Consider the following 15,394-nt stretch of genomic DNA (forward strand, 5'->3'; position numbering starts at 1 on the left):
ATGACCATCGCCTGCCTGCTGGCCAACACACTCACCGCCTGCTGCCGCGCCAACAAACTCCCAGAACCAGAAGGCCTCACAGCCTGACCTGTTTCGCTGGGGCGCAAAAAATGCGCCCCAGCGAAACAGGAACTACCTTGTTTTAAAGAGCTTTCGGAATGGTCGCCTCAGAGCGCCAGATAGCCTATTCCCGCAAACGCAACCAAACATCCAAGCCATTGGCGTGGCGCAATCTTTTCACGCAAGACAGCCCAAGCCAACACAACCGTCAGCAGCCCAAAGACGGACGCTGTCACCGAGGCAAATTGCGCATTCGGCAACCCGCCCGCCGTGATCACGGAAAGGATGGCAACAGCATCCAGAACACCCATGACACAGAGAAGAGGCAGAGCCCGCCGCCCGGGCCAGATTGATCTGCGGGATGCCAGGGCGATCATGCCTAGGACAAAAACTGCCGTCAGCCGAATAACCAGAGAGATTGAGTATTCGTCATTATGTTCGGTTGCATATTGTCCTAGCGCAAAGGTGGCGGCGAACCCGATTGCTGCAAGTATCGATAGCACCACCGTCGGGCCAGCTGCTGGGTATTCGGTTGCGTCGCGTTCAGATTGGGCAGCCACAACAGAAACGCCAACACCAATCGCGATGACGGCAAGCCAGTGTAACGGGCTGACCGTTGCGCCGCGCCAGATGGCCAGTGAGACGGACAACACCGGATAGCTTGCAACAATCGGAGCAACCAGCCGGACCGGGCCGCGTTGAAAAGCTGCGTACATGCAGACGCCCGCCAGCAGATAACACCCCCCTGCAACAACAGCGCTGATCAATGCCGTGCCAGGAATTGGGTCGACTTCACCCATCATCACAACCAAACCAAGTTGCAGCACTGCGCCCGAAACCAGCACAGCCATGAGCGAAGCAATCACACTGACTGACTGGCTGACATAGCGCACTGCCAGATCGTGTACCCCCCAGCAAAGTGCCGCCAAAAGGCCAAGCACCAGAGCGTTCAATCCGTCATCTCCCTCGCTGATTTCACCTGGTTCCGCTTCTGAGCATGAGTATGTTAGAATGTCACTGTTGATAAACTTATTTTCCTGTTATGCAATAATTCAGATGCCAGAGATACAGAAAGGCAGCACATGGAATCTGCGATAGAGCAACTTGGTGGTGAGACCCAACTGCGCGCTCTGGTCGAGCGTTTCTATGACCGGATGGAAACGGATCCGGCAGCGCATTCCTTGCACAGGCTGCATTTTCGGGGACATGGGCTAAATCACACCAGACAAGCTCAATTTGAATTTCTCAGCGGGTTTCTCGGCGGACGCGCCTATTATCGTGAACGTTTCGGCCATATGGACCTGCGCGAAATCCATGCGCATATTCCCATCCGGAAGGCCGACGCAGAGCTTTGGCTGGATACTTTCGATGCCGCATTGGCGGATTGCGAATTGACCGGCCCGGTTGTGGAAAAGATGCGCGCGTCGCTTCGCCGGGCTGCGCTTATGCTGGTCAATGACGTTCCAGATTGGCGGTTGGAGGCGGATGCTGGGTATACGTAAAGTCGCTTTGCGGCAATTTCGGTGCGTGTTCCGCGGTTCTGATCAAAGCTGATGCCTAAGACAAATGCCAAAGTACGGTCGATTGAGATCATGCACCCATGTGCCGATGGTTTGCTTTTCGAACGTTAGCCAAGGATTGGCATTGACCTCCGAAACATCCATCGGGCCGCCCATCACTAGCACAAGGTCAAAATCGCCCAGTTGTGGAATAGATAGCCCTTTGTAGAAGTGTACGATTTGCGTGTCGTCTTGATGCTTGGCGAAGTGGTCACAAACTGCGCCGGGACTCGCCTTGCGCATGCTGAAACATGAAAGCATTCCTGGCGAGCCACTTGGGGCCTCAAATAACGGGGCCGCAGCTTGTGCCGCGGCCCAGAAGTGCAACCTTGCAACCCGGCTTAGATGTCCAAAGTGTTGTCTTTTTCCCAGCGTGAGAAGTGAGAGACGAAAGAGTTCCATTCCTGATGTTTCATTTTCAGAAACGCGGATGAGAACTCGGCACCCATCATGGCCTTCAGTTCCTTGTCCTTGTCGTATTCGCGCAGGGCATCAAGCATGTTCAACGGTAGTTTCGGCGCACCGCGCACCTTGTGGCCTTCAGCATACATATCGATGTCCCAACGTTTGCCCGGGTCAGCTTTGGACCGGATACCGGACAGACCAGCGGCGATGATCACCGCTTGTAGCAGATAGGGGTTGGTCGCCCCATCGGGCAGACGCAGCTCAAACCGGCCGGGGCCGGGAACGCGAACCATGTGCGTCCGGTTGTTACCTGTCCAGGTCACTGTATTGGGCGCCCATGTTGCGCCCGACATTGTCCGCGGCGCGTTGATACGTTTGTAACTGTTCACTGTAGGATTGGTGATTGCTGCCAGTGCTGAGGCGTGTTTCATGATACCGCCGAGGAAGTGTTTTCCGCGTTCGCCCAGCCCAACTTCACCGGTAGGGCCGTCGCCTTCGCCTGCAAAGACGTTGGTCTTGGCGGCGTCACCCGGCGCATCCCAGACCGAGATATGGGCATGACAGCCATTTCCGGTCAGACCTTCGACCGGTTTCGGCATGAAGGTCGCCCGAAGCCCGTGCTTTTCGGCCACGGATTTGGTCATGAACTTGAAGAAAGAGTGCTTGTCCGCGGTGCGCAGCGCATCATCAAATTCCCAGTTCATCTCGAACTGGCCATTGGCGTCCTCGTGGTCGTTCTGGTAGGGGCCCCAGCCCAGTTCCAGCATGTAATCGCAGATCTCGCGTACCACATCATAGCGGCGCATTACGGCTTGTTGGTCATAACAGGGCTTTTCTGCTGTATCGAATGGGTCGCTGATTTGCTCGCCATCCGGGGTCAGCAAAAAGAACTCAGCCTCGATACCAGTTTTGACATGCATGCCTTCGCTTGCAGCTTCGTCAATCAACCGGCGCAAAACGTTGCGCGGGGCCTGCGCGACATCCTTGTCTTCCATCACGCAGTTGCCTGCAACCCAGGCCACTTCGGGCTTCCACGGCAGTTGAATGACCGAGGACGGATCCGGCACCGCCAGCATGTCGGGATGCGCCGGTGTCATGTCCAGCCATGTGGCGAACCCGGCAAAACCTGCGCCGTCCTGCTGCATGTCGGCAATCGCCTGCGCGGGTACCAGTTTGGCCCGCTGTCCACCAAACAGATCGGTGAACGAGATCATGAAGTACTTGACGCCTTTTTCTTTTGCGAAAGCTGCGAGATCTGTCGTCACGATTGCTTTCCTTTCCCTGTTGAGTTTTAGTTTTTCAAAGCAAAAACGCGGCCCCCATCAGGGAGCCGCGCAGCATATATTCAGAACCCTTCCTTACCCGGGTACCAACTGGTTCCCGCCAGTGGCACCCGCGCCATGGCGGCGGCCTCCATTGTCAGGGCACACAAGTCCTCAGGCTCGAGGTTGTGCAGGTGATTGTGCCCACAGGCGCGCGCGATGGTCTGCGCCTCAAGTGTCATAACTTTTAAGTAGTTACGCAGCCTGCGGCCCGCATCGACCGGGTCCAGACGTGCGGCCAGGTCGGGGTCCTGTGTGGTGATACCCGCCGGGTCCTGTCCTTCGTGCCAATCGTCATATGCACCGGTTGTTGTCCCCAGCTTCTGGTATTCGGATTCCCATTTGGGATCGTTGTCCCCAAGGGCAACCAGAGCGGCCGTACCGATAGCAACCGCATCTGCACCCAGCGCCAAAGCCTTGGCCACATCGGCCCCGGTGCGGATACCGCCCGAGATAACCAGCTGCACCTCACGATGCACACCCAGATCCTGCAGCGCTTGCACGGCGGGGCGGATACAGGACAGCGTCGGCAGACCGACATGTTCGATGAAAACGTCCTGCGTGGCAGCGGTGCCGCCCTGCATTCCATCCATGACAACAACGTCGGCTCCAGCTTTCACGGCCAAAGCAGCGTCGTAGTAGGGGCGTGTCGCGCCAACTTTGACATAGATCGGCACTTGCCAGTCAGTGATCTCGCGCAGTTCGAGGATCTTGATCTCAAGATCGTCCGGGCCGGTCCAGTCTGGATGGCGACAGGCCGAGCGTTGGTCGATACCCTTGGGCAGGGTTCGCATCTCGGCCACGCGGTCGCTAATCTTCTGACCCAGGAGCATACCGCCGCCACCAGGTTTAGCGCCTTGGCCAACCACAATCTCAATTGCATCAGCCTTGCGCAGATCGTTCGGGTTCATGCCGTAGCGCGAAGGCAAATACTGATAGACCAGCTTGGTTGAATGGCCGCGTTCCTCTGGTGTCATGCCACCGTCACCGGTGGTGGTTGACGTGCCCGCTGCGGATGCGCCGCGGCCCAGAGCTTCTTTCGCCGGGCCGGACAAGGCACCAAAACTCATGCCTGCAATGGTGATCGGGATATCCAGCTGGATCGGTTTCTTGGCAAAGCGCGTGCCCAACGTTACTGAGGTATCGCAACGTTCGCGATAGCCTTCCAACGGATAACGCGATACCGACGCACCCAGAAACAGCAGATCGTCGAAATGAGGTACTTTCCGTTTGGCTCCCCCACCTCGAATGTCATAGATGCCGGTCGCAGCGGCGCGACGGATCTCGGCATTGATCGGGTTGGAAAATGTCGCCGACTGGATCGGCAGGGTGCGGGGGATCTGATCGTCCATATCTTTCATACCCTTCTTCCTCAGTAAGCGGCGGCGTTATCAACGTCGAAGTTATAAAGCTGACGGGCCGAACCATAGCGTTTGAACTCTTCCGGTTTGGCGTCGCTGCCCGCGCGGGCCAGAAGATCCCTTAGGATATCCAGATGCTCGGGACGCATGTCCTTTTCGATGCAATCCGCGCCGAGGCTCTTGACCGAACCACGCACGAACAGCCGGGCTTCGTAGAGTGAATCCCCCAGCGCATCACCTGCGTCCCCGCAGACAACCAGATTGCCGTCCTGCGCCATGAAGGCGGACATGTGGCCGATGTTGCCATGCACGACGATATCGATCCCTTTCATTGAGATGCCGCAGCGCGAGCTGGCATTACCTTTGATCACCAGCAATCCGCCATGGCCGGTCGCTCCGGCGTATTGGCTGGCGTCACCATCAACGATGACCTGACCGGACATCATGTTTTCGGCAACGCCCGGACCAACAGAGCCTTCTACCTTTATGGTCGCCTGTTGGTTCATCCCGGCACAATAATACCCGGTCGAGCCTTTGACCGTCACCTCAATCGGCGCGTCCAGACCGACGGCGATTGCGTGGCTGCCTTTAGGGTTCACAATTTCCCAGCGGGTTTGGTTGGTCTCGGCGTTTTGCGCCTGCAGGGATGAGTTCAATCCGCGCAACCCGTCTGCCTCTAGATCATAGGTCTGCATATCAGGCGGCCTTTTCGTGGGTTGTAGGGCTGTCGTTGTGCGACCAAAAATATACGGTGGAGGGTTCAGGTTCCCAAACCCGGGCGTCTTCAATACCCGGTAGGTTCACCAAAGCACGGTATTCGCTGCCAAAGGCCACATATTGGTCTGTTTCGGCCATCACCGCAGGTTTGCAGGCAATTGGGTCTCGTACGACGCCAAACCCGTCTTTGGTGCCAACAACAAAGGTGAAGAAACCGTCCAGATCATCAATGCTGGTTTCCAGAGCTTCACCCAGTGTTGCGCCGTTCATCATTTTCCAGGTTAGATATGCTGCACCCACTTCGGTGTCGTTCTCGGTCTGGATAACCACACCTTCGCGGCGCAGTTTGCGGCGCAATGAGTTGTGGTTGGACAGTGATCCATTGTGGACAAGACACTGATCGGGGCCGGTGTTGAACGGATGTGCGCCCATTGTCGTCACGGCGGATTCGGTCGCCATACGCGTATGCCCAATGCCATGGGTGCCGCTCATTCCGTTGAGGTTAAATCGGTCTGCAACATCTTTGGGTAGGCCAACTTCCTTGTAGATTTCGAGGCTTTCGCCGCGGCTCATGATCCGAACCGACGGGCGGATTTCGGCCAGCGCAGCGCGTGCGGCTTCGAACTGACTGGCGGGAATTTCAAGAACGGTGTGTGTGTCGTTGTTTGTCTGACCAACCGTTGCGCCCAGCTTTTCACCCAGCTCATCAGCCAGGCCGACAAAGTCAGCATCGGGGTTGGGCGACTGGACTGTAATCTTGGTTTTGCCTGCCGACTCTGCGCCATAGATCGCGATACCCGCACTATCGGGGCCGCGGTCTGTCATCGTAATCAGCATGTCCGTCAGCATGTTACCCAGTTGGGGCGCAAGAGACTGGTCTTTGAGGAATAATCCAACAATTCCGCACATGGCTGGCAGATCTCCTTGTGTGTTTCACTATGATTCGACGGTATCAACAAAACTGGGGGACATCAATAATAGTAGGAAAGTTTTTTTCCTAAGAGGCAATGGGCGCGATCTCTGATTTCACGCCCATTGCCAGCTCTTAAAGCTGGATCAGTATCGTTCCAGCTGTGCCTTCACCTTCTCTTCGTCGCCAGTGTGGCGGGCCTTCTCAAGGTGTTCACCTTCCCGGACGAACTGGATGCGATGCCACCCAATCCAGAAGACCACACCAATGATGACCATCAGAACTTCGTAACCTTGGAAGGGGTAGATCGGACCGACCTCGGCAAGATCGACAGCCCAGCTTGTGTATCCATTCGTAGACATGTCTTTCTCCTTTACTTCGCTGCCGCGCCAGCACGGGCAGCCAATTCCTGTTTGTCAGCTTCAATGATCGCTGCCTTGGCATCTTCGTAGGCGTGGTGCTCGGCGTAATCGAGGCCCTGAAGTTCAACCTCTTCCGGGATGCGAAGCACACCTGCGGCCGCTTGCATCTTGGCCAGAGCCCAGCCGGGTAGGAAGCCAAGAACAAAGAACATGATGACCGCACCGGTGATTTGACCGATCGGGTTGATTGTTGCGTATCCTTCGTACGGCGAAGATGGCACGCCCCAGAGGACAAAGCCTGAAATCACCAGGCCAACAACCCCGGCATAACCGTGCACAGCAACGGCGCCCACCGCATCATCCAGCTTGAACCGGCGTTCAACCCAGTAGTGCAGTTTGTACACGATCACGACGCCGATCGCGGCAATGATCATTGCCTGAATCGGATGATACAAATCGTTTCCAGCCGAGGCAGTGATAATTCCGGCAAGCCCGCCCGAGAATGTCCAGAACGCATCACCTTTCGAGATCACATAAGCCGCCATCAGACCGCCAGACAGCGACATCAGGAAGTTGAAGGTGATCGCCGACAGGGTCGTCGGAGCCAGATAGATATTGGTAGCTGTCCAAGTTACGCCAGTGATCTGCCCATCGATCCCTTCAGGTGAAATCACAGGCACGTTGCACGCGGCATAGAAGCCCCAGAAGCCAGTGTAGATCAGGAAGATGCCGATCGTCAGTAGCCACGGATTGTGCGGAGGAATGTCCCTCGGTGTACCGTCCTTGGCGAACTTGCCTAGGCGCGGGCCCAGAACCATGATTACACCCAATGCATAACCGCCTGCAATTGCGTGAATTACACCGGAAGCGTATGCATCATGGTAGCCGAGAATTCGAACCATCCAGCCACCGTAGTGCCAGCCCCATGCAGCGTCGATGATCCACCAGACCGATCCGATCATGACCGCATGAACCCAGAGCGCCGAAGACCTGATCCGTTCGATCACGGAACCTGAAACGATCGAGGCTGCCGTCCAAGAGAACAGCAGGAATGCTGCCCAGAAAACGCCGGTGATTCTGTCACTAACATTGGTTGCCATCGTGTCGGCCCAAGGCAGATTCGCTGCGCCCGCTTCTGCATCCAGACCGCCCCAGAACGGAAAGTTCGGAAAAGCCCAATAGATCCACCATCCAAAGAAGAAGAACGTGACCGTAACCAGTGGGATGATCATGATGTTTTTCATCAATGTGTGCATATGGTTACGGGCACGGCTGGCGCCGACTTCGTACATGCAAAAACCCACATGGATGAGGAACATGAAAACGACCGTTACCCAGTAGTAGAACTCGGTAAAGATCGTCGTGAGAGCATTTAGATTGCCATCCACTTCGTAGTCTCCCTGTTGTTGCAGCAGGAGGTCTCTCTGCGGAGTTTTCCTGCTGGGAAATTTTATCTACTCAGGGGACAATCTCGTGGGGCACCTGTCAATAGATATGTGGGGCAAACATCTTTAACGGTGGTGTCGCATACTCAATTTGAAGGGTCGAATACTGCCTCTTAGCTATGAAAATAAGGGGTTTTCTTTAACTCTGAGCCCCGGCCTAAGGGTTCAGAATTTGAAGGCAAATATTCCCAACAGGAAAATAATCTGCACAGAGGTGTTGATTTTCAATCTGACATCGGCCTCAATATGGGCAACAAAAAGCAATCAACGGGAGAGCTGAACCATGGCCATTCTTTGGAGGACGTCCGCCCTTGCGCAGCGCCATGCCGAGATCGGCGGCGAACTTGAGGACTGGAACGGCATGGGAACCGCATGGTTCTATGACCACAGCCCGGAGCGCGCCAAAGCTGATTATGAGGCAATCCGCACCAAGGCGGGCCTCATGGATGTTTCCGGCCTCAAAAAGGTTCACGTGGTCGGCGAAGATGCCGCCTATGTCATTGATCGGGTCACCACGCGGAACGTGGAAAAGATCATGCCGGGTCGTTCGACCTATGCCTCGATCCTGAATGCCGAAGGTAAATTCGTTGACGATTGCATCATCTATCGCTTGTCGGTGAACACATGGCTTGTGGTGCACGGCACCGGCACGGGCATGGAGCAGCTGACGTCGGTGGCGGCGGGTAAAAACTGCGCGGTCATTTTTGACGACGACATGCACGACATGTCGCTTCAAGGACCAGTGGCCGTTGATTTCCTGGCCAAGCACATTCCTGGTATTCGCGATCTGGCCTATTTCGGCATCATGCAGACCAAACTCTATGGCTGCCCGGTGATGATTTCGCGGACCGGCTATACTGGTGAGCGCGGATACGAAATTTTCTGTCAGGCCAAGCACGCGGTACACCTGTGGGACAACATTCTGGCGGAAGGCAAGGATATGGGGATCGTCCCGGTCCAGTTCTCGACCCTCGATCTGCTGCGCACCGAAAGCTACCTACTGTTTTATCCGGGCGACAATTCCGAAACCTACCCGTTCGACGGCGAAACCTGCGGTGATACACTTTGGGAACTGGGTCTGGAATTTACAGTCTCACCCGGTAAAACCGGTTTTATTGGGGCCGAGAACCACTATGCCGCGCAAGGCAAAGAACGGTTCAAGATCTACGGCGTCAAGCTTGACGGCACGACCCCTGCGGATGAGGGTGCGGACCTGCTGCAAAACGGTGAAAAGGTCGGGGTTGTCACCTTTGGCATGTATTCCGAAATCAACGGGCACAACGTAGGTATCGCGCGAATGCCGGTCGCCTGTGCCTCACCCGGCACCAAGCTGACAGTGCGCAACGGTGATGGGACAGAAATAGCGGCGACTGCGGAAGAAATGCCGTTCTACGATCAGGACAAATCTATCCGAACCGCAAAGGGCTGAGTTTCAGAGGGCGCGACGGACACACCGTGGCGCCCTTTTCCTATTTGAGGGCACAATGTCAAAGTTCGAATTTCCCAAGTCAATCGCAAGCCGCCCGGTCTGGGGCACGCTAGAGGTTCGCTCAGGTGAACATCATCTCATGATCGCTGAGGCCGAAGGGGCCGAAGCCGTTCTTGCCATCGCAACACCCGACCTGATGGCCAAAACCCATCTGATCTACATTCCCAAGGGAACGGATTACGTTGAGCGACTGCAGGCACTGAAGCCTGCGCAATTCTACGAAGGTCCATCCTATGAAGCCTCGCTGCAGCGCATTCGCCGCGTTTTGGAAGACGCGCATATGGGGTTGCAGGTCTACCTGACCGGCTCTGAGGGCATGATGGGTCAGGCCATGAACGAGGTGATGGCCGTAGGCCTGCCGCACAAGGCAATTCAGACCGAACATCGCGGATCGGTCGCGCGCCGAATGCAATGCGTGCATTGCAAAGGCATCACCGAAGATGTTGAGGTTGACCCGTTTGTCTGTGCGCATTGCGGGCTGAACCTGTTCGTGCGCGATCACTATTCCCGCCGTCTTGCCGCCTATCAGGGTGTCCGCGTGGATGCCGAAGATCATGGTAACGTGCCCGAGCCGAAGGGGATTTACGAATGAGTGGCGCCGAGAAAATCCAGGTCAAAGTGACCGAGATCACGCCGCTGAACGAGTTGGTGACGCGGTTCCGGTTCGAACGTATTGACGGAGGCCAGTTGCCGACCTTTTCGGGCGGGGCCCATACGGTCGTCGAAATGCAGGATGGTGGCATCACGCGGCTCAACCCATATTCGCTGATGTCGGACCCGTTTGATCAGTCATCCTACACCATTTCGGTTCGGCGTGATGATGAGGGCAGGGGTGGTTCGCTATTCATGCACCGCCAGGTCAAGTTGGGCGACGAAATGACCATCAGCTATCCGGTCAACCTGTTCTCGCTCGATTTGCGTGCCCGCAAGCACCTGTTTCTGGCCGGTGGAATCGGGATCACCCCGTTTCTGGCGCAGATCAAACAACTTGAACTGCTGCATGGGCATTGGGAGCTGCATTATGCCTGCCGCAATCACGCGCTGGCATCTTATGCGGACCAACTGACCGACCGGCATCCCAATGAGACGCATCTGTATTACGACGACCAGAACCAGCAGATTGATCTGGAGAACTTGCTGAGCGGGCAACCTCTGGGCACGCATGTCTATGTCTGCGGCCCCAAGGGCATGATCGACTGGGTGCGCAACACGGCCGCTGCTGAAGGCTGGCCCGAAGATTGCGTGCATTACGAAGAGTTCCTGGCGCCTCAGCCCGGTAAACCGTTCGAAGTGCGTTTGGCAGCGTCAGACAAAGTCGTTCATGTGGGCGAGAACGAGAGCCTTCTGGAAGCCATAGAACGCGAAGGTGTGGATGCGCCCTATCTGTGTCGTGGCGGAGCCTGCGGTCAGTGTGAAACCGTCGTGCTGGATCACGACGGCAACTTTGTGCACCGCGATCACTGGCTGACCGACGAAGAAAAGGCATCGGGCAAGAAAATCATGCCCTGCGTATCGCGTTTCGAGGGCAAGTCCCTCGTGCTGGACCGCTGAGAGGAGGCCCACCATGACCATTCAATTCAACGACGAGTCCTTCCGCGACGACTATACGTTCCACAACTCGGACTGGGCGATCAAACGCTTTCCGTTCCCATTTCACGAAGACAGCTACATGTATTCGGTCAACATGGAACAACATCGCGGTGGGCCAGAGGGATCAGTCTATGAGATGCGGTTCGATGTGGACGAGCACTACGTCTCAGAGATGAAAGACCGCGCGATGGTTCTGGATCAGGACCCGCTGCGCTGTCAGTCTCTGCCGCATATGACATTGGCCGGATGGGACTTGTTGGAATTGATCATGGTTAGCAAGTCCGAAGACTATTCTGATCTGTTCGAGTTGCATCGCAACGGCAATCAGTGGCGTTGGATCAACAAGCCAATGGGCATCGATCACAGCTTTACCTTCATGGATGAAACCACGCTGCCTTATGGGCCGATGGAATACATCACGCGACAAGCTCAGGGCGATTTCGCCGTGCTGGATCAGCGTGATGAGATGCTGTGGATGGACGCCGGCATGGTGACAACACAAGCCGATTGGAGCCTGGATTTCGACATCGGCATGAACTTTTTCGAATGGCACGCGCCGGTTCCGAAGGCCCATGAAATGGGTATTTTCCAGCGCGCGCTGAAGTTCTTGCTGAATATCCAGCAGGGCGCCCCTGCGCGGCGTCTCAACTGGACCATGACGGTGAACCCTTTGCTGGATACAAGCCCGGAAAACTATCACAAATGGGGGATCCAAAAGACCACGCTGACGCCCGAAAACATCGCCCACAAGCAGCATCTGCGGGTCGAGTTGCAGACGTTCTTTCGTCTGCCGCGCTCCAATGCGCTGGTGTTCCCGATCCGCTGCTATCTGTGCAGTTTTCAGGATCTGATGACTGTTCCCAAATGGGGTCGCCGTCTGCACCGGGTTATTCGGGACCTGCCTGAAGAGCTGGCCACTTATAAGGGGTTCATCGACAACCGTCCGATGATGCTGGACTATCTCAGCCAGTTTGACGACGGGTTACCCACATCGCCGGGGATTTGGCCGGACTTGGAAACGGAACCGCCTTTGTCGAAGTGAGCATTGTGAAGTGCCGTTGCTCAAATGACTGATCCGGTCTTCACGCCTTGGCTAATTCCGAGCGATGACTTTGCATTATATGACGCGCTTGCGCTGCTTCGTGCGTCATTTCAATTCATGGATGCCCGGATCGACCCTCCGTCTTCTATCCATAGGCTGACGGTGGAAGGGATGCGGGAGCACTGTAAGGATGGTGGTGAAATCTGGGCCATCGGCCGCCCGCTGCTCGCATGTATGTTTCTGACGCCCAAACCCGACTGCCTGTACTTGGGGAAGCTTGCAGTTGAGGAAGGATTGCGGGGGCAAGGTATCTGCCGCACGTTGGTGAATCATGCTGCAAGCCGTGCAACTGAGCTTGGTCTGCCTGCGCTGGAACTGGAAACGCGCGTGGAACTTACTGAAAACCATCGCGTTTTTTCAAGGCTTGGGTTCACGATCGTGAATACGGGCAGCCATGAAGGCTATAACAGACCCACGGATTTCCTATTGCGCAAGCCGATCAGTTTGTCTGCGGATAGCTGATCACCGATATGTAGCGGGCCGGCAGATTAACCAACCGTTCCGGGCCATGGGGTGAATCCGCATCAAAGAACAGAGTGTCACCCGGTTTCAGTGGGTAAATCTGGTCCCCATGGCGGTAATCCACTTCACCTTCCAGCATGTAAATCGTCTCGATGCCACCATGTTGGAAGGTTGGAAACACATCGGATTTAGCAGTCAGGGTGATCAGATAGGGTTCCACGATTACACCTGATCCGTTGGCGCCTATGTGCCCCAATAGATTATATTGATGGTTGGCGCGTGTTCCTTCACGCTCCAGCTCGACACCTTCACCTGCTTTTGTATGAACCGCCTCCCGGCGTTCTTCGAACTGTCTGAAAAAACTTGTCAAAGGAACCGACAGTGCATCCGCCAGTGACTGCAAGGTCGTCAAGGACGGTGACGTATTTCCATTTTCGATCTTTGACAGCATGCCGATCGATAATCCGGTTAGCTGGGCAAGCTCCGCGACGGTTATTTCCTGCTGCTTGCGAAAGGCGCGAACCTCGCGGCCGATTGCAACTTCAAGAACTTTTTCTCTGTTACCCGAACGAACGGAATGTGGGTCTTGAGTCAGATTTGCCGCCATTTCTTTATCGCGTTTTTTCAATTTCACTCTTTCAATGTCTTGCTACACTTGTCCAAACCGGTTCTGCAAGCAGGAGCAGCGGAATACCCAATCCATTCGGAGTATCATAGCACCAAATTTTTTCCTGATAGTAAAATAATCATGCTGTTAGAAAAATGACCAGAGAGCAGCATTCCGCTGTTTGACGAAAACAGCAACAAGATTCAGAAGTGGCTAGGATGGCACTGTCGTTGACAAAAGTTTTGAGCGATCTGCGAACTCAACTTGACGACCTAGCGCCGGATGGGTTCGTAGGATGCTTCGATCCCACGATGTAGTAGCATCTCCTCAATTTCACGCAGGCTCAAATTGAAGCGAACGAAAAGTCACTCCGCGTCGCAATGATTAGAGGAGGATATTGGAGACGCTTGAAGCTAATGGGCGATGATTACAGCGATACCTCCTACTTCCAAATCTAGGCAATAGCAGTGAGCGATGGATAACGTGACAAAACCAATGGGTGGCATTGAGTTGCGCAATCGGTGCCCGCGTTAATGGGGAAGGTATTTTGACTGGACAGTTCTTGACAATCTTGCTTGGTTGCGTTGCGCCGCACTCATTTTTCAGGAGATTTCAATGCCCCAAGCATCCGACACCAACCGTCGCATAGTTCTCGCAGAACGCCCAACTGGTCACCCGGACAAAAACACGCTGCGGCTTGAAACCACGGGTATTCCAACACCCGACGACGCAGAGATGCTGGTGCGCACGGTGTACCTGTCGCTGGACCCCTATATGCGGGGTCGTATGAATGACGCGAAATCCTACGCTGAACCGGTTCCGATTGGTGGCGTCATGACGGCTCAGGTCGTGGGGCAGGTAGTGGAATCGAACCTCGAAGGGTACGATGCCGGGGACTACGTGCTGAACATGAGTGGCTGGCAGGATTATGCGATCTCAACTGGTGAGCAGGTCGTCAATCTTGGCAAGACGCCGGACAATCCGTCCTGGGCGTTGGGTATCCTGGGAATGCCCGGCTACACGGCTTATGCGGGGCTGCTGAAGATCGGCGAACCAAAATCCGGTGAAACCGTTGTCGTGGCGGCTGCGGCCGGACCGGTGGGCGCAACCGTGGGTCAGATTGCCAAGCTAAAAGGGTGCCGCGTTGTAGGTATCGCCGGTGGCCCGGAAAAATGCGAACACGTGGTAAAGAACCTTGGGTTCGACGCATGTATAGATCACCACGCGGTGGATCTGTCGGCGCAAATGCGCGACGCCTGCCCTGATGGCATTGATGTCTACTTCGAGAATGTTGGTGGCAAGGTGCTATATGCGGTCTTGCCGCTTTTGAATCCGTTTGCGCGCGTTCCGGTCTGCGGTGTCGTGGCCTGGTACAACTTGCCGGGTTTGCCGGACGGACCGGATATGGGCCCGGTGATCATGGGTACCTTGTTGCGGATGAAGGTCAAAATGCAGGGTTTCATAATATTCGACAATTTCGGCCCCGAGGTTTACGCCGAGTTTGTTCGGGACATGACGGGATGGCTGAAGGACGGCTCAATAACTTACAAGGAACATGTGGTCGAAGGGCTTGAAAATGCACCGGCAGCATTTAGTCAACTGCTGGCCGGAGACAATTTTGGGAAAATGGTCGTAAAGGTAGAGTGAGCTAGGACCGGGGAAAGTTGTTCCTTGCACGCCTCAGCGCCGCAATCTAATTCGTTCGCGAAACGCATGAGTGATTGTCCGTCAGGCGCACGTACTTCGGCGCGCGATTTGACATTCTCCAGACCAGAGCTGGCAGCGCGTTTGGGGTTGTCTTCATGCGCCACAGGCCGACCAAAATAGCACAGGACACCGTCATTCACCGATGTATTTTTCTACATTTCTGTCTAGGTGTTTGACCCGACGGTTTGATGGTGCGATCCATTCGATTAAATGGAAGGATGCCATATGGGACAGATACGTCACGGCTGCGCACGCCATCCGAGCAACAATACAGCAATCCCAAGCTTTGAACGCGG

16 protein-coding genes are annotated in these 15,394 nt (G+C 55.4%); 7 read left to right on the forward strand and 9 right to left on the reverse strand.

The genetic code is table 11. The features are described from left to right. Positions 1-167: 167 nt before the first annotated feature. Positions 168-1,013 (reverse strand): DMT family transporter, encoded by an 846-nt coding sequence (locus DK510_RS02840; RefSeq protein WP_109310833.1) that lies wholly within the window; start codon positions 1,011-1,013, stop codon positions 168-170. Between the two features lie 129 nt (positions 1,014-1,142). On the opposite strand from DK510_RS02840, the gene DK510_RS02845 reads away from it, so the two are divergent. Beyond that, the gene (locus DK510_RS02845) at positions 1,143-1,562 is read left to right on the forward strand and encodes a group II truncated hemoglobin (RefSeq protein WP_109310834.1); all 420 of its coding nucleotides are present in this window, start codon (positions 1,143-1,145) and stop codon (positions 1,560-1,562) included. A 42-nt stretch (positions 1,563-1,604) separates the two neighbouring features. Here DK510_RS02845 and DK510_RS23570 read toward each other — a convergent pair whose 3' ends face one another. The 7 genes from DK510_RS23570 to DK510_RS02880 all read right to left on the reverse strand — a co-directional run bounded on the left by DK510_RS23570 (position 1,605) and on the right by DK510_RS02880 (position 8,084). Then, a complete protein-coding gene (locus tag DK510_RS23570) occupies positions 1,605-2,021 on the reverse strand; it encodes a hypothetical protein (RefSeq protein WP_109310835.1) in 417 nt (138 codons plus the stop codon). After that, positions 1,961-3,289 carry a type III glutamate--ammonia ligase gene (glnT, locus tag DK510_RS02855; protein WP_109310836.1) on the reverse strand — a complete coding sequence of 443 codons (1,329 nt, stop codon included), beginning with the start codon at positions 3,287-3,289 and terminating at the stop codon, positions 1,961-1,963. Before glnT ends, DK510_RS23570 begins: the two co-directional genes overlap by 61 nt. A gap of 80 nt (positions 3,290-3,369) precedes the next feature. Then, positions 3,370-4,698, reverse strand: coding sequence for an FMN-binding glutamate synthase family protein (locus DK510_RS02860; protein WP_109310845.1), 1,329 nt, complete (start codon positions 4,696-4,698; stop codon positions 3,370-3,372). A gap of 20 nt (positions 4,699-4,718) precedes the next feature. Further along, positions 4,719-5,402 carry a GXGXG domain-containing protein gene (locus tag DK510_RS02865; RefSeq protein WP_108861026.1) on the reverse strand — a complete coding sequence of 228 codons (684 nt, stop codon included), beginning with the start codon at positions 5,400-5,402 and terminating at the stop codon, positions 4,719-4,721. A 1-nt stretch (position 5,403) separates the two neighbouring features. Further along, positions 5,404-6,333: a glutamine amidotransferase family protein gene (locus DK510_RS02870; protein ID WP_109310837.1), complete on the reverse strand. Its 930-nt coding sequence runs from the start codon at positions 6,331-6,333 to the stop codon at positions 5,404-5,406. Between the two features lie 147 nt (positions 6,334-6,480). Continuing rightward, entirely contained in the window at positions 6,481-6,696 is a 216-nt protein-coding gene (locus DK510_RS02875) for a hypothetical protein (RefSeq protein WP_108861028.1), read from the reverse strand. A gap of 11 nt (positions 6,697-6,707) precedes the next feature. Next, a complete protein-coding gene (locus DK510_RS02880) occupies positions 6,708-8,084 on the reverse strand; it encodes an ammonium transporter (protein ID WP_109310838.1) in 1,377 nt (458 codons plus the stop codon). A 340-nt stretch (positions 8,085-8,424) separates the two neighbouring features. Here DK510_RS02880 and DK510_RS02885 point away from each other — a divergent pair, with 340 nt between their 5' ends. The 5 genes from DK510_RS02885 to DK510_RS02905 are packed head-to-tail and all read left to right on the forward strand — an operon-like array spanning position 8,425 to position 12,784. After that, the gene (locus tag DK510_RS02885; protein WP_109310839.1) at positions 8,425-9,570 is read left to right on the forward strand and encodes an aminomethyltransferase family protein; all 1,146 of its coding nucleotides are present in this window, start codon (positions 8,425-8,427) and stop codon (positions 9,568-9,570) included. Between the two features lie 55 nt (positions 9,571-9,625). After that, on the forward strand, positions 9,626-10,222 hold the full coding sequence (locus DK510_RS02890; RefSeq protein ID WP_109310840.1) for a dimethylamine monooxygenase subunit DmmA family protein: 597 nt from the start codon (positions 9,626-9,628) through the stop codon (positions 10,220-10,222). Further along, positions 10,219-11,181, forward strand: coding sequence for a PDR/VanB family oxidoreductase (locus DK510_RS02895; protein WP_109310841.1), 963 nt, complete (start codon positions 10,219-10,221; stop codon positions 11,179-11,181). Before DK510_RS02890 ends, DK510_RS02895 begins: the two co-directional genes overlap by 4 nt. A 13-nt stretch (positions 11,182-11,194) precedes the next feature. After that, positions 11,195-12,262, forward strand: a complete 1,068-nt coding sequence (locus tag DK510_RS02900; protein ID WP_109310842.1) for a DUF3445 domain-containing protein — start codon at positions 11,195-11,197, stop codon at positions 12,260-12,262. A gap of 24 nt (positions 12,263-12,286) precedes the next feature. Continuing rightward, a complete protein-coding gene (locus DK510_RS02905; RefSeq protein WP_109310843.1) occupies positions 12,287-12,784 on the forward strand; it encodes an N-acetyltransferase in 498 nt (165 codons plus the stop codon). Here the strand turns inward: DK510_RS02905 and DK510_RS02910 are convergent. Then, positions 12,762-13,391, reverse strand: coding sequence for an XRE family transcriptional regulator (locus DK510_RS02910; protein ID WP_058272918.1), 630 nt, complete (start codon positions 13,389-13,391; stop codon positions 12,762-12,764). The genes DK510_RS02905 and DK510_RS02910 overlap by 23 nt on opposite strands. A gap of 615 nt (positions 13,392-14,006) precedes the next feature. Between DK510_RS02910 and DK510_RS02915 the strand changes: the two genes are divergently transcribed. Further along, positions 14,007-15,038, forward strand: coding sequence for an NADP-dependent oxidoreductase (locus DK510_RS02915; protein ID WP_109310844.1), 1,032 nt, complete (start codon positions 14,007-14,009; stop codon positions 15,036-15,038). Positions 15,039-15,394: the final 356 nt, after the last annotated feature.

This window comes from Ruegeria sp. AU67, from assembly GCF_900312795.1.
Lineage (GTDB): Bacteria > Pseudomonadota > Alphaproteobacteria > Rhodobacterales > Rhodobacteraceae > Ruegeria > Ruegeria atlantica.